This window comes from Streptomyces asoensis, from assembly GCF_013085465.1.
In the GTDB taxonomy this organism is placed as follows: domain Bacteria; phylum Actinomycetota; class Actinomycetes; order Streptomycetales; family Streptomycetaceae; genus Streptomyces; species Streptomyces cacaoi_A.
On sequence record NZ_CP049838.1, the window covers coordinates 1,037,664 to 1,050,358 of the forward strand.

Below are 12,695 nucleotides of genomic sequence, written 5' to 3' on the forward strand. Positions count from 1 at the left end.
CCGGGGTGGCCCGAAGGTCCCGGCCAAGGGACCGGGTGGCCCCTGCCCTGCTCAGGGGCTTATCGCACACGCTGGCCGTGGAACGTCGTACAGCCCTCGCGGAGGCACGCCATGAGCCCTTCCCCCACCCCCACCATGCTTCGCTCCCTGACCGCAGAACACCGCGAGCGGTTGATGCGGTTCGCCCGGGAGGTGTCCATTCCCCAGGGAACCCGCCTGTTCGAGGAGGGATCGCGCGCCGATCGGTTCTGGATCATCCGCACCGGCAGGATCGACCTCGACATGCGCGTCCCCGGCCGACGCCCCGCCGTGATCGAGAACCTCGGCCACAACGAACTGGTCGGCTGGTCCTGGCTCTTCCCGCCGCACGCGTGGCACCTGGGCGCCGAGGCGACAACACCGGTCAGGGCCTACGAGTTCGACGGCGCGGCGGTCCGTTCCCTGTGCCAGGACGACGCCGCCCTGGGCCGGGACGTCTCCCAGTGGGTGGGGCAGGTCCTTGCCCACCGGCTCCGTTCGGCCAGGACGCATCTGCTGGACCTGTACGCCCCGTACGGCGCCGGCAGCTCCGTCTGACCCCGCCGGCTCCCGGACGAGGAACGAAGGAGTGACCATGCACGGCACCCCGCACATCGTCAGCGATGTCATGACCCACACGGTCGCCGCGGTCGGCCGCGGGGCGGCCTTCAAGGAGATCGTCCAGCTGATGCAGGAGTGGAAGATCAGCGCCCTGCCCGTGATCGAGGGCGAGGGCCGGGTCGTCGGCGTGGTCTCCGAGGCGGATCTGCTGCCCAAGGAGGAGTTCCGCGACGGCGATCCCGACCGCTATACGCAGCTGCGGCGTCTCAAGGACCTGGAGAAGGCGGGTGCGCTCACCGCTGAGCAGCTGATGACATCCCCTGCCCTCACCGTCCACGCGGACGCCACCCTCGCACAGGCGGCTCGCACCATGGCGCGCGCGAAGGTCAAGCGGCTGCCCGTGGTCGACGCCCTGGGCATGCTCGAGGGCGTCGTCAGCCGCGCCGACCTGCTCAAGGTCTTCCTGCGCGACGACGAGGAGATCGCCGAGGAGGTACGGCGCGAGGTCGTGTCCTACCTCTTCCCCCCACCGAAGTCGGCCGTGCTCGTAAGCGTGCGGGACGGGGTCGTACAGCTCACCGGCCGCGTCCGGGACACCGCACTGGTGCCGGTGGCAGCACGTCTGGCCCGTGCCGTCGAGGGCGTGGTGGACGTGGAATTCGACCTCGCTCCCCACGGAGGGCCGCCCGAGCCGGAGGAAGCCGCCGCGCCGCGGTGACGCTCACCGGCGGAGTCCACTGCCCTCGCCCATCTGGGCGCGATCGGTGGCTCGCCGTCCCCCTTCGTGCACCACCGCGAGCAGGCGCCTCATGACTGCCGCCGTGATCAGGGCGACCTGACCGCGAGCGACACCCCCACTGTGCCCGCGGCCCGCAAGGAACGGGCTGCCGTCGGTGCAGGCTTCGCCCGCCACCAGACGCGGGGAACCGCGCACGCCCCGCCGAGAAACCCGTCGTGCCGAGGTCACGCGAGGTCGAGGACCTCCCCCACCGCGCGCCGAGGCGTGACCGGCCCGCGCGGGCCGTAGCCGAGTCGCAGCACCATCTGTACCTGGCCTGTGCCCTCTCCGGGGTCTCGGGCCAGCAGGCGCAGGTCGCGGGTCTCCAGCGCGTGAGAGGTCAGGGAGGTGGCCAGGCCGGCCAGGGTGGCCTCCAACAGGACGCGTTCCAGTGCCTGCCCCGCGCGCAGCCAGTCGTCGGAGCCGTCGCCGGGGGTGCTGAGCAGGGCCAGGTGCGGGGTGTGTTCGAAGGTGGTGGTGCCACGGTCGGCCACGCGCCGACGGCCGGCGAAGTCCCGTACGGGAGCCTTGCCGTCCCGCTTGAGGGGACCGAAGGCGTACTCCGGGACGCCGTCGACGGCGATGTCCGCTTCCGGCCCGAGCCGCGTCCAGCGCACCAGGTCCTCGTCGGAGCCGGGGTCCATGACGTCGCGGCTCTCGGCGTCGCGGACGAGGTCGAGAACGGTCTCGGTGTGCCAGGGGCCGGGGAACAACAGCTCGGCGCCTTCGCGTGCCGCGGCCTCGCACAGGGTGGCCTGCACGTCTTCCGGGACGGCCTTGTCCGCGAACGGGTGGCGGCTCGTGTGCCGTTGCTGGATCCCCGGGTGCAGCCGCACCAGGTCGTCGTCCCCAAGACGCCCGACAGGGTCGAGCAGACGTACGGCCGCAAGCAGCGTCGGGTCCTGCGGATCGGGCGACAGTGCTGTCTCCGCGACGAGGTCCGCATGCGCGGCGGCGACGCGGAGGTTGAACAGCGCCGCCCCGCAGCCGATGTGCAACGCCCGGTTGCCGGGGTCCGAGCGGGGCATGGCCCGCTCGAGATCCGCGTACAACAGCATGAGGCGTTCACCGGTCACGAAGCGGAACCGCCACGGCTGCGCGTTGTGCATGGACGGCGCCGCCGTGGCCTCGGCCACCAGCTTCGCAACCGTCTTGTCGTCGAGTCGGGATGCCATGGCATCCTCCTCACACGCTCGGGATACGCGGCGAGTCCGGCCCGTCGGTCGTGACGGGCGGGGCGCCGCACACGCGGGCTTCTTCGAAGCGGTGTGCGTTCCCGCCGGCCGACGCCCGGCGGGAACGCGCAGCTCTGTACAGGTGTGCCCTACCTCCATTCACCACGTCCGAACACAGGACGCAAGGCCAGGTCGCCCCTGGCCCCCGCATGTCCGGAGAGGTCATCGCGTGCGACCAGGCTCGTCAGCTCTGCGAAAGCCGGGCCGCGACGTACTCCGTGAGGTCCAGCAGCCGGTTGGTGTAACCCCACTCGTTGTCGTACCAGCCGAAGATCTTGACCAGGTCACCGTGTGCCTGGGTCAGCGGGGCGTCCAGGACGCACGAGGCGGGATCGCCCACGACGTCCCGGGAGACGATCGGGGCGTCGGACACCCGCAGGATGCCCTTGAGCGGTCCGTCGGCGGCCTCACGGAAGGTGGCATTGACCTCGTCCGCGGTCACGGGCCGCTCCAGGACCACACTCAGGTCGGTCAGCGAGCCGTCCTCGACCGGCACCCGCACGGCGATGCCGTCCAGGGTCCCGGCCAGCTCCGGCAGCACCAGACCGACGGCACGCGCGGCCCCGGTGCTGGTGGGAATGATGTTGACGGCGGCGCTGCGGCCACGGCGCAGGTCCTTGTGCGGGCCGTCCAGGACCACCTGGTCGTTGGTGTAGCCGTGGATGGTGGTCATCAGGCCCTTGACCAGGCCGAAGTGCTCGTCGATGACCTTCACCATGGGCGCCACGCAGTTGGTGGTGCAGGAGGCGTTGGAGACCACGTGGTGGCGCTCCGGGTCGTACGTGCCTTCGTTGACGCCGATCACCACGGTGGCGTCGACGTCCTTGCCCGGCACCGACAGCAGTACCTTGCGGGCGCCGGCCTTCAGATGCAGTCCCGCCTGCTCGCGGGTACGGAACCGGCCGGTGGACTCGATGACGACATCGACTCCGGCGTCACCCCAGGCCAGAGCTGCCGGGTCGCGCTCGGCGGTCACGGCGATCCGGTGCCCGTCGACCGTGAGCGAGGTGTCGTCGTGCTCGACCACGCGGTGCAGCCGGCCGTACGTAGAGTCGAACTCCAGCAGATGGGCCAGCGCCGCCGGCGAGGTGAGGTCGTTGACCGCGACGACCTCGACCGATGTGCCGGCCGAGGTCTCCGCGCGCTCCAGCACGCAGCGCAGGTAGTTGCGTCCGATGCGGCCGAAGCCGTTGATGCCGACGCGCACGCTCATGTCCGTCATCCTCCCGATGAGTACCGTCCGCTGATGTCCGGGTGCGCTGCCATCCTGACGGCCGGGAAGGGGATCCGGCTTGGGCCGCACGGGGCTGGGAGGAGGGCCGTTCGGCCCGGTGGAGCCGGCGTGCGGACGGGCTCAGCGGCCTTGCTGCCTGAGCCGGTCCTGGGCCTGGGTGGCGATGACGGCCGCCTGGATGCGGCGCTCCACGCCGAGTTTGGCCAGCAGCCGTGAGATGTGGTTCTTGACCGTCTTCTCCGCGAGGTAGAGCCGCTGACCGATCTGCCGGTTGGTCAGTCCCTCACCGATGAGGGCCAGGATCTCCCGCTCCCGGTCCGTCAGGCCCGGGATGGCGTCGGGCTCCGGCTCCGGCTCCGGGCCCTGGCGCAGGCGGGCCATCAGCCTGGCGGTGGCGCTGGGGTCGAGCAGGGACTGGCCGGCGGCCACGGTACGGACCGCCGAAACCAGGTCCGATCCCTGGATCTGCTTCAGGACGTATCCGGAGGCGCCGGCCATGATGGAGTCGAGCAGTGCCTCCTCGTCGTCGAACGAGGTCAGCATCAGACAGGCCAGCTCCGGCATGCGCGACCGCAGCTCCCGGCAGACGGTCACACCGTCGCCGTCCGGCAGGCGGACGTCGAGCACCGCCACCTGCGGGCGCAGCGCGGGGACACGCACCAGTGCCTGTTCCACGGTGCCCGCCTCACCGACCACGTCAATGTCCGGCTCGTCGTTCAGCAGGTCGCGCACCCCGCGGCGTACCACCTCGTGGTCGTCCAGCAGGAAGACCTGGATCGGATCGTCGGGTCCGGGCCGCTTGCCGTCCGCCATCGAATGCTCCTCGTTCTGCGCCGTCTCGTACCTGCGCCTCGTACCTGCGCCGGAAGACGCCCACCGCGTGCCCCGGTCCCTGCCTACCGTAGATCGTGCGCGTTCCAGGGCCGAAGGGCCAGGGCCGGTCGGCCCTACACTGCTGCGGACCGTCGAACTCCGGTGTCGAGCAAGGCCCTCGCCGCGTTGCTCGGACCACCCGTGGGCGGCGGGAGATCGTCGACGATCTCCCTTCCTGCGCGCCCCTGCGCCCGATCGCGCGCATCCCGAAGCGGCGGATTGCGCAGGTGACAGGGCCGGATTCCTGGAGTCGGGGCATTCGGTCCCGGCTTCGGGACGGTTGGCCCCTGCCCCGGCGGCTCGTCGTGCCGGACGCTGGATTCGTACCGGGGGCCGGTTCCCCGGGACGGCCCGTAGGGACATCGACGGCCGGCGGCCGACACAGCCCGTGCGCTCCGGCCCCGGTGCGTCCACGGACGACCTGCCGCACAGGGCTTCCGGCCTGTGGGCGTCCGGGCACAACACCGTCCGCCGCGCTTGTCTCGCGGATGGTCGATGGAAGGAGTGGCGTGATGACCCGCATCGTCGGCGAGGTGATGACCAGCGAGGTCGTCGAAGCGCGCCGGGAGACACCCTTCAAGGACGTGGCACGCCTGCTGGACCGGCACCGCATCAGCGGCGTGCCCGTGGTGGACGACGACGACAAGGTCCTCGGGGTCATCTCCGAAACCGACCTGATCCGCCATCAGGCGGCGCGGCCCCCTCACGGCCGCGTCCGGCGTGGCCGCGAGTCCGCGCGCGGCGCCACCCCTGACGCGACGGCCGCGGCCCGGGCCACGACCGCGGGCGAGCTGATGTCGACGCCCGCCATCTCCGTGCACCCCGAACAGCGCGTCGCGGACGCCGCACGCATCATGGAACGCCGCCACGTGGACCGGCTTCCCGTGGTGGACGAGGAGGACCGGCTGATCGGCATCGCCACCCGACGGGACCTGTTGCGCGTCTTCCTGCGCACGGACGAGGAGATCGGCCGGGAAGTGCTCGAGGACGTGCTGACGCGGGCCATGTGCGTGCCGCCCCACACGGTGGACGTCTCGGTCCGGGACGGCATGGTCACCTTGCGGGGTCGGCTGGAGCAGCGCAGCGGCATCCCCCTCGCCATCCAGCTGACGTGGCGGGTGGACGGAGTGGTGGGCGTCGTGAACAACCTCACGTCCCGCGTCGACGACACCCGTCCGCCCGAGCGGCACACGGGCGGGATCGCGCACCCCTGGCCGCTCTGACAAGCGGCTCGCACCGCGCAGCGTTCCACAGGGAGTAAGGGCCACTCGGCCCGCGCATTCGGGGCCGGTCAGGCACCCGCCGGGAACCGGGAGGACCTGCTCGGGGCAGCGCTGCCGACGAGACGCTGCTGACGGAGCGGCACCGGTCATCCACGGCGCCGCTCTCGTACGGCCGCCGGAAAGTGCGGCCTCACCTCTCGACGACGGAGGCACACCCATGACCCGCCACGACGACCGCACCGCGACCAGGGCCACCGCCGAGGCGCCGTCGGACACCGTCATCGCCGTTGACCAGCTCGTCACCAACGGACTCAAGGCCTTGGCCGACTACGAGGCCCTGGACCAGGAGCAGGTCGACCACATCGTCAAGAAGGCGTCGGTCGCCGCTCTGGACCAGCACACCGCGCTGGCCCGCCTCGCGGTGGAGGAGACCGGACGGGGCGTCTTCGAGGACAAGGCGGCCAAGAACATGTTCGCCTGCGAGCACGTCACCCACAGCATGGCTCCCATGAAGACCGTGGGCGTCATCGCCCGCGACGACATCGAGGACATGGTCGAGGTGGCGGAACCGGTCGGCGTGGTGTGCGCGGTCACTCCCGTCACCAACCCGACCTCCACCACGATCTTCAAGGCGCTGATGGCGCTGAAGACCCGCAACCCCGTCGTGTTCGCCTTCCATCCCTCCGCCCAGCGCTGCAGCGCGCAGGCGGCCCGCGTCGTGCGCGACGCCGCCCTCGCCGCGGGAGCGCCCGAGCACTGCATCCAGTGGATCAAGGCTCCGTCCGTCGAGGCGACCGGCACTCTGATGCGCCACCCGGGCGTCTCGCTGATACTCGCCACGGGCGGCAACGCCATGGTCAGGGCGGCCTACTCGGCGGGCAAGCCCGCCCTGGGGGTCGGCGCCGGCAACGTCCCCGCGTACGTCCACAAGAGCGCCAGGCTGCGCCGCGCCGTCAACGACCTGGTGCTGTCCAAGTCCTTCGACAACGGCATGATCTGCGCCTCCGAGCAGGCCGTCATCCTGGACGACGAGATCTACGACCCGGCGCTCGCCGAGTTCCGCACGCTGCACGCCCACCTGGCGACCGCCGAGGAGAAGGCGAAGCTGGAGACCTTCTTGTTCCCTGCGGGCACCGCGGGTGCGGGCTGTGAGCCCAAGGTCAACGCCGCCGCCGTGGGCCGGAGTCCCGAGTGGATCGCGGAGCGCGCGGGTTTCCGGGTGCCCGCCGACACGTCGCTCATCCTGGTCGAGACGGACCGGGTCGGCCCGGAGGAGCCGCTGACCCGGGAGAAGCTCTGCCCGGTGCTCGCCGTCCTGCGCGCCCGTTCGGAACGGCAGGGCTTCGACCTGGCCGCGGACATGGTCGCCTTCCACGGCCAGGGCCACAGCGCCGTCATCCACACCGAGGACCGCGCGCTGGCGGAGGCGTACGGGAAGCGGATGAAGACCGTGCGGATCATCGTGAACGCGCCGTCCTCGCAGGGTGCGATCGGCGGCATCTACAACGGCCTGCTGCCGTCGCTGACGCTGGGCTGCGGCTCCTGGGGCAGCACGTCGGTGTCCAACAACGTGTCCGCCGCGCAACTGTTGAACGTCAAGCGGGTCGGCACCCGCCGCAACAACCTGCAGTGGTTCAAGGTGCCGCCGAAGATCTACTTCGAGCCGCAGGCGATCCGGTACCTGGCGTCCATGCCGGACGTGCACCGGGTCACGGTCGTCACCGACGCGACGATGACCCGCCTCGGCTTCGTCGACCGCGTCACGCGCGTGCTCCAGCGGCGCCACGAGCCGGTGACCGTCCAGATCATCGACAACGTCGAACGCGAGCCGAGCATCGACTCCGTGCAGCGCGGCGCCCGGCTGATGCGTGACTTCCGGCCGGACACGATCATCGCGCTGGGCGGCGGCTCGCCGATGGACGCGGCCAAGGTGATGTGGTTGCTGTACGAGCAGCCGGACATCGATTTCGCGGACATGCGGCAGAAGTTCTCCGACATCCGCAAGCGGGCCTTCCGCTTCCCCGTCCTCGGTCGTCTGGCCCGTCTCGTGTGCGTGCCCACCACTTCCGGCACCGGCGCCGAGGTCACCCCCTTCGCCGTCATCTCCGACCCGGCGACCGGCAAGAAGTACCCGCTCGCCGATTACGCGCTCACGCCGAGCGTGGCCATAGTCGACCCCCTGCTCACCACCGGGCTGCCCCCGGCGCTGGCGGCGGACAGCGGCTTCGACGCCCTCACCCACGCCATCGAGGCGTATGTGTCCGTCTACGCCAACGACTTCACCGACGGCCTCGCCCTGCACGCGATTCGGCTGATCTTCGGCCACATCGAGGCCGCCGTGAACGACCGGACGGACAGCCCGCAGGCGCGCGAGAAGATGCACAACGCCGGCACCATCGCGGGCATGGCCTTCGGAAACGCCTTCCTCGGCATCGTCCACGCCATGTCCCACACCCTCGGCGCCACGTTCCACATCGCGCACGGCAGGACCAACGCCGTCCTGCTCCCCCTCGTCATCCGCTACAACGGCACCGTTCCGACCAAGCTCACGGGCTGGCCCAAGTACGAGAGCTACCGCGCTCCCGAACGCTTCCAGGACATCGCCCGCACCCTGGGCCTGCCGGCCGGCACCCCGGCCGAGGGCGTCGAATCCCTTGCCCGCGCCGTGGAGCGTCTGCGCGACGCCGTGGGCATCGAACCGTCGTTCCAGTCCCTCGGCATCGACGAGAGGACCTTCCTCGACGCATTGCCCCAACAGGCCATGAACGCCTACGAAGACCAGTGCGCTCCCGCCAACCCGCGGATGCCCATGCTCGACGACATGCAGGGGATCATGCGAGCCGCCTTCCACGGGCCGACAGGCACACCCGAACAGTAGATCCGGCGGTGCCTGCCACGCGAGGAGCCGTGCCGTGCCGTTCCGCCGTGCCGTGCCGTGCCGGGAGCCCGGGGACAAGTCCATTCGGCCATGCCCAGCTCCCGGCACGGCGCCCTCGCAGCTCGTCCGCCGGTCCTCCGCCTCCGCCTCGCAGTCTCTGCGGAGGCAGACAGGGGCCGCCACGATGATCCCGGTCGGTCCCGGCATCTCGGGAGGGCGTCCGCCATGGCCGCCGCGCCCCTCGCCCCTCATCTCGCGCATGACCGCGCTCCGAAGGACAGCGCCCCTCTTGACCGCCCCTCCCGGGAACCGGCCCTGAGGAACCGGTCGAGCACGGCCGGGCAGCCGAACCCCGCGATCACGCCCCGTGCCGCCCGCGAGTTCTCACGCGGGCGGCACGGGGCGACGGGTGTCCTGTCGCGGCTCGCGGGCCGGCAGGCCGCCGACACATCTTGGTCGGTGCGTCGCGTGCCCGACGCGATCGTCGGACACGCGACGTGTCCCGGAGACGGGAACGCACCATGGAGGCGGGCGGCCGGACAGTCGGACGACACGCTCACGTCGTCGGCACCAGCACCACGGGACAGTGGGAGTTGCAGCAGGACGTGCGCGACCGGGCCCAGCTGAAGGCCGAACCGACCCGCACGGCGGGCGCGCGCCGATGACCACGACACCGGCCTCCCGCGTACCGGCCAGCAGGGCCTGTGCCGGACCGGTGCGCACCGTGCGGCTGTCGACCTCGATGGTCGGGTGCGCCTCCCGCAGCCGAGCGATGCCGAACCGCGGAACAGCCTCCTCCGCTCGGCTCTGCCTCGCCTGACGCTCCCGGCCGGGGCTGGTCGCGGCCACCAGCGACGGTAATTCGGGTGCGGTGTGGCGGTGTGTCGAGGAATGCAGGACGCGCAGCCTCACGCCGCGCCGCGCCGCCTCCTCGAACGCGTACACGGCAGCCGCTTCGGCGTCGCTCTCCAGTCCGAGCAGCACTCCACGCCCCTCACCGCAGGGGTGATCCCCTCCGACGACCAACAGCGGGCCTCGCACGTGCGCGGCCAGGCGCCGGCTCACCGAGCGTGCCAGAACGCCGACGACACCGCCGAACCCCCGGGCGCCCACGACGGTGGTCCGCTTCCTCGCTCTCCTTCGTCAGCGCCGGCACGACGCCGCCCTCCACGGCCTTGGTCTCCAGTGTCCAGGCCGAAACGCCATGGCTGGGTGTTGTGGATCGACGGTGCGGCGAGGGGTCTCGGGATTCATGGCGTCCAGGCGGGTGTTGTGCATGATGCCCTTCTAACGCGTGGGCGTAGGACGGGGGTTCTGTCCCACCAGCGTGTGCGCCCGGCCACGGCCCCGTCAGAGGCCGTGGTCCTCGCGCCGGGCCCGAAGAGGCCACACCCGACCCAGCGACCGGGGCACCGCGACATCGCCGCAGCTCTCCTCCTCCGATCACCTCGGTGCCGACACGGAAGGCGGACCCCCGCCCGGCGTGAGTCCGAGGCAAGGACGGGCCGGTCGGTGACGGTCCACCGGCCGGGCCTTCGTCTGCCCTTCGTATGCCCTCTGCCCTCGTCCTCGAACGGCCGGCCGGCCCCGCCGCATGGGCCATACGGACCCAGCCGGTGACCATCGGCCCACTGACCGCCGTCGCGGCACGGACGAGAGTGGCCGTGCGGTTCCCGATCAGCTGGACAGAACAAGGAGTTGTGCGGTGGCCAAGGCGTATCTGGTGGGCAGCGGCATCGCCGCGCTCGCCGCGGCGACGTTCCTCATCCGCGACGGCGGTTTCGACGGATCCGACATCCACCTCTACGAGGAGCAGCGGAACATCGGCGGGAGCCTGGACGCGGGTGGCACGGCGGAGACGGGTTACACGATGCGCGGCGGGCGGATGTTCGAGGCCGAGTTCCGCTGCACGTACGACCTGCTGTCCGGCATCCCCTCCCTCGACGACCCCTCGGTGTCGGTGACCCAGGAGACCCTGGCCGGGCACGAGGACTTCGCCTGGGACGACATCAGCCGTCTCGTCGACGGAGAGGGAAAGATCGTCGACGTCCGCTCGATGGGGTTCTCCGAGCGGGACCGGATAGACCTGGTCAGGTGTCTGGCGACCCCTGAAGGACATCTGGACGGCAAGCGGATCACCGACTGCTTCGGCGAACACTTCTTCACCACGAACTTCTGGTTCATGTGGTGCACCACGTTCGCCTTCCAGCCCTGGCACAGCGCGATCGAGTTCCGCCGCTACCTCAGGCGCTTCGTCCACCTCTTCCCCGAGTTCGCCTCCATGTCAGGGATCCAGCGGACCCGTTACAACCAGTACGACTCCATCGTGCTGCCGCTGACGACCTGGCTGCGCGAGCGCGGCGTCACCTTCCACACCGGCTGCAGTGTCACCGACCTCGGGTTCACACCCGGTCCTCGGAGTGGCACCGTGCAGACCGTCCACCTCACCCGTGGCGGCCACGACGAGAAGATCACCGTCGCTCCCGGGGACCTGGTCCTGGTCACGAACGGCTCCATGACCGATGCCTCCAGCCTCGGCTCACACAGCGCGGCGCCCCCACCGGCGCCCCATCGCTCCGATGCCTGGCTGCTGTGGCACCGGCTTGCCCGGGGGCGTGAGGACTTCGGCAACCCCGCCGCCTTCGACAAGCACGTCAAGGAGTCCCGCTGGGAGTCGTTCACCGTCACGACCAAGGATCCCGCTTTCCTCCAGGCGTTGGAGGAGTTCACGGGCCGGGACACGGGCAAGGCCGGCTTGATGACGTTCACCGATTCCAACTGGCTGCTCACCATCGTCGCCCAGCGCCAGCCCGTCTACCGCCACCAGCCCGACGGGGTCTCGGTCTGGTGGGGTTACGGCCTCTTCCCCGGCCGCGCGGGCAACCACACGCCCAAACCGATGACGATGTGCTCCGGCCGGGAGATCCTGGAAGAAGTGTTGCGCCACCTGCGGTTCGACGAGGCACTCACGGCCCGCGTCCTGGCCACCTCCACCGTCGTGCCCTGCGTGATGCCGTACATCACCAGCCAGTTCCTGGCCCGTCGGCGCGACGACCGTCCCAAGGTCGTTCCCGAGGGATCGGTCAACCTCGCCTTCATCGGGCAGTTCGCCGAGGTGCCCGACGACGTCGTCTTCACCGTCGAGTACTCCGTACGCACCGCCTGGACGGCGGTGTCCCGACTCCTCGGCCTCGAAAAGCAACCACCCGCGGTCTACAAGGGCCACCACGATCCCCACGTCCTCGCCGGAGCTCTGGAGACCATGCACCGCCGGTAGCCAGGAGCGCGGTCCGACCGCCACCGGACGGTGAGCCGCTCGACCGGCTGACGAAGTCGAGGCGGGGATTCCGGGGCCGAAGGCGGAGAAGAGCCGGCACAGCACGCTGGTGTTCTTCAAGGTGCCGAGCACTGCTGTGTACAGCTCGGGGCAGCGGCCGAGCAGGGTGAACACCCGGTCTCCGCGGCCGACGCCGAGTGACCGCAGAACGTTCGCGAAACGCGCCGTACGTCGGGCCGGTTCCGCGTACATGACGGTGGAGACGGAGTCGTCCCGAGCGACGCAGCGCAGGGCGACCTTGTCCGCGTGGGCGGACGCCGCGTGCAGGTCGACCGCCTCGTGGGCCATGTCGAGACGGGGTGGGACGACCGATGTGATCCAAGATCTCACCCACGGCCTCGTGGCCAAGGACCGTCCCCGGTTTCACCTCGGGGAGGTCTCCGCGCAGGATGTGCAGATCACTGCCGCAGACGGTGGTGGCGTCGACGCGCACAATCGCGTCGGTCGCCTCCTCAATCGCGGGGTCCGGGGCGGTGTCCCAGGAGATGTGCCCGGGCCGTGATAGACGAGCGCTCGCACGGTACTCACTCCTCGTTCCCCCACCTCCACGGTCACCCC

The 12,695-nt window shown here is 70.7% G+C and carries 9 protein-coding genes and 3 pseudogenes; 6 read left to right on the forward strand and 6 right to left on the reverse strand.

Annotated features, from left to right (window positions below; all coding sequences use genetic code 11):
- Nucleotides 1-111 precede the first annotated feature (111 nt).
- Together G9272_RS04740 and G9272_RS04745 are read left to right on the forward strand one after the other, a co-directional pair.
- Nucleotides 112-576: a cyclic nucleotide-binding domain-containing protein gene (locus G9272_RS04740; protein WP_171395356.1), complete on the forward strand. Its 465-nt coding sequence runs from the start codon at nt 112-114 to the stop codon at nt 574-576.
- Nucleotides 577-613: 37 nt separating this feature from the next.
- Nucleotides 614-1,297 (forward strand): CBS domain-containing protein, encoded by a 684-nt coding sequence (locus tag G9272_RS04745; protein WP_171395357.1) that lies wholly within the window; start codon nt 614-616, stop codon nt 1,295-1,297.
- Between the two features lie 245 nt (nt 1,298-1,542).
- Here G9272_RS04745 and G9272_RS04750 read toward each other — a convergent pair whose 3' ends face one another.
- The 3 genes from G9272_RS04750 to G9272_RS04760 all read right to left on the reverse strand — a co-directional run bounded on the left by G9272_RS04750 (nt 1,543) and on the right by G9272_RS04760 (nt 4,639).
- On the reverse strand, nt 1,543-2,532 hold the full coding sequence (locus tag G9272_RS04750) for an Acg family FMN-binding oxidoreductase (RefSeq protein ID WP_171395358.1): 990 nt from the start codon (nt 2,530-2,532) through the stop codon (nt 1,543-1,545).
- A 244-nt stretch (nt 2,533-2,776) separates the two neighbouring features.
- The gene (gene gap / locus G9272_RS04755) at nt 2,777-3,805 is read right to left on the reverse strand and encodes a type I glyceraldehyde-3-phosphate dehydrogenase (protein WP_171395359.1); all 1,029 of its coding nucleotides are present in this window, start codon (nt 3,803-3,805) and stop codon (nt 2,777-2,779) included.
- Nucleotides 3,806-3,946: 141 nt separating this feature from the next.
- The gene (locus G9272_RS04760; RefSeq protein ID WP_171395360.1) at nt 3,947-4,639 is read right to left on the reverse strand and encodes a response regulator; all 693 of its coding nucleotides are present in this window, start codon (nt 4,637-4,639) and stop codon (nt 3,947-3,949) included.
- A gap of 572 nt (nt 4,640-5,211) precedes the next feature.
- Here G9272_RS04760 and G9272_RS04765 point away from each other — a divergent pair.
- The 3 genes from G9272_RS04765 (at nt 5,212) to G9272_RS46370 (ending at nt 9,465) form a co-directional block, all read left to right on the forward strand.
- Nucleotides 5,212-5,922: a CBS domain-containing protein gene (locus G9272_RS04765; RefSeq protein ID WP_171395361.1), complete on the forward strand. Its 711-nt coding sequence runs from the start codon at nt 5,212-5,214 to the stop codon at nt 5,920-5,922.
- 217 nt (nt 5,923-6,139) lie between these two features.
- Nucleotides 6,140-8,800 carry a bifunctional acetaldehyde-CoA/alcohol dehydrogenase gene (adhE, locus tag G9272_RS04770; protein WP_171395362.1) on the forward strand — a complete coding sequence of 887 codons (2,661 nt, stop codon included), beginning with the start codon at nt 6,140-6,142 and terminating at the stop codon, nt 8,798-8,800.
- A gap of 497 nt (nt 8,801-9,297) precedes the next feature.
- The gene (locus G9272_RS46370) at nt 9,298-9,465 is read left to right on the forward strand and encodes a hypothetical protein (protein ID WP_437184392.1); all 168 of its coding nucleotides are present in this window, start codon (nt 9,298-9,300) and stop codon (nt 9,463-9,465) included.
- A 46-nt stretch (nt 9,466-9,511) separates the two neighbouring features.
- Here G9272_RS46370 and G9272_RS46375 read toward each other — a convergent pair.
- Nucleotides 9,512-9,913: pseudogene (locus G9272_RS46375) on the reverse strand (universal stress protein); the annotation flags it as partial.
- A gap of 592 nt (nt 9,914-10,505) precedes the next feature.
- Here G9272_RS46375 and G9272_RS04780 point away from each other — a divergent pair.
- Nucleotides 10,506-12,077 (forward strand): oleate hydratase, encoded by a 1,572-nt coding sequence (locus G9272_RS04780; protein WP_171395363.1) that lies wholly within the window; start codon nt 10,506-10,508, stop codon nt 12,075-12,077.
- A 135-nt stretch (nt 12,078-12,212) separates the two neighbouring features.
- On the opposite strand, the pseudogene G9272_RS04785 reads toward G9272_RS04780, so the two are convergent.
- Nucleotides 12,213-12,425, reverse strand: a pseudogene (locus G9272_RS04785) (AMP-binding protein); the annotation flags it as partial.
- 16 nt (nt 12,426-12,441) lie between these two features.
- Nucleotides 12,442-12,656 (reverse strand): annotated as a pseudogene (locus G9272_RS04790) (alcohol dehydrogenase catalytic domain-containing protein); the annotation flags it as partial.
- Nucleotides 12,657-12,695 lie beyond the last annotated feature (39 nt).

What these genes read in the sequence shown, in the direction of transcription:
- G9272_RS04740 (WP_171395356.1), top strand. Translation starts at nt 112, where the DNA reads ATGAGCCCTTCCCCCACCCCCACCATGCTTCGCTCCCTGACCGCAGAA.
- G9272_RS04745 (WP_171395357.1), top strand. Translation starts at nt 614, where the DNA reads ATGCACGGCACCCCGCACATCGTCAGCGATGTCATGACCCACACGGTC.
- G9272_RS04750 (WP_171395358.1), bottom strand. Translation starts at nt 2,532, where the DNA reads ATGGCATCCCGACTCGACGACAAGACGGTTGCGAAGCTGGTGGCCGAG.
- gap (WP_171395359.1), bottom strand. Translation starts at nt 3,805, where the DNA reads ATGAGCGTGCGCGTCGGCATCAACGGCTTCGGCCGCATCGGACGCAAC.
- G9272_RS04760 (WP_171395360.1), bottom strand. Translation starts at nt 4,639, where the DNA reads ATGGCGGACGGCAAGCGGCCCGGACCCGACGATCCGATCCAGGTCTTC.
- G9272_RS04765 (WP_171395361.1), top strand. Translation starts at nt 5,212, where the DNA reads ATGACCCGCATCGTCGGCGAGGTGATGACCAGCGAGGTCGTCGAAGCG.
- adhE (WP_171395362.1), top strand. Translation starts at nt 6,140, where the DNA reads ATGACCCGCCACGACGACCGCACCGCGACCAGGGCCACCGCCGAGGCG.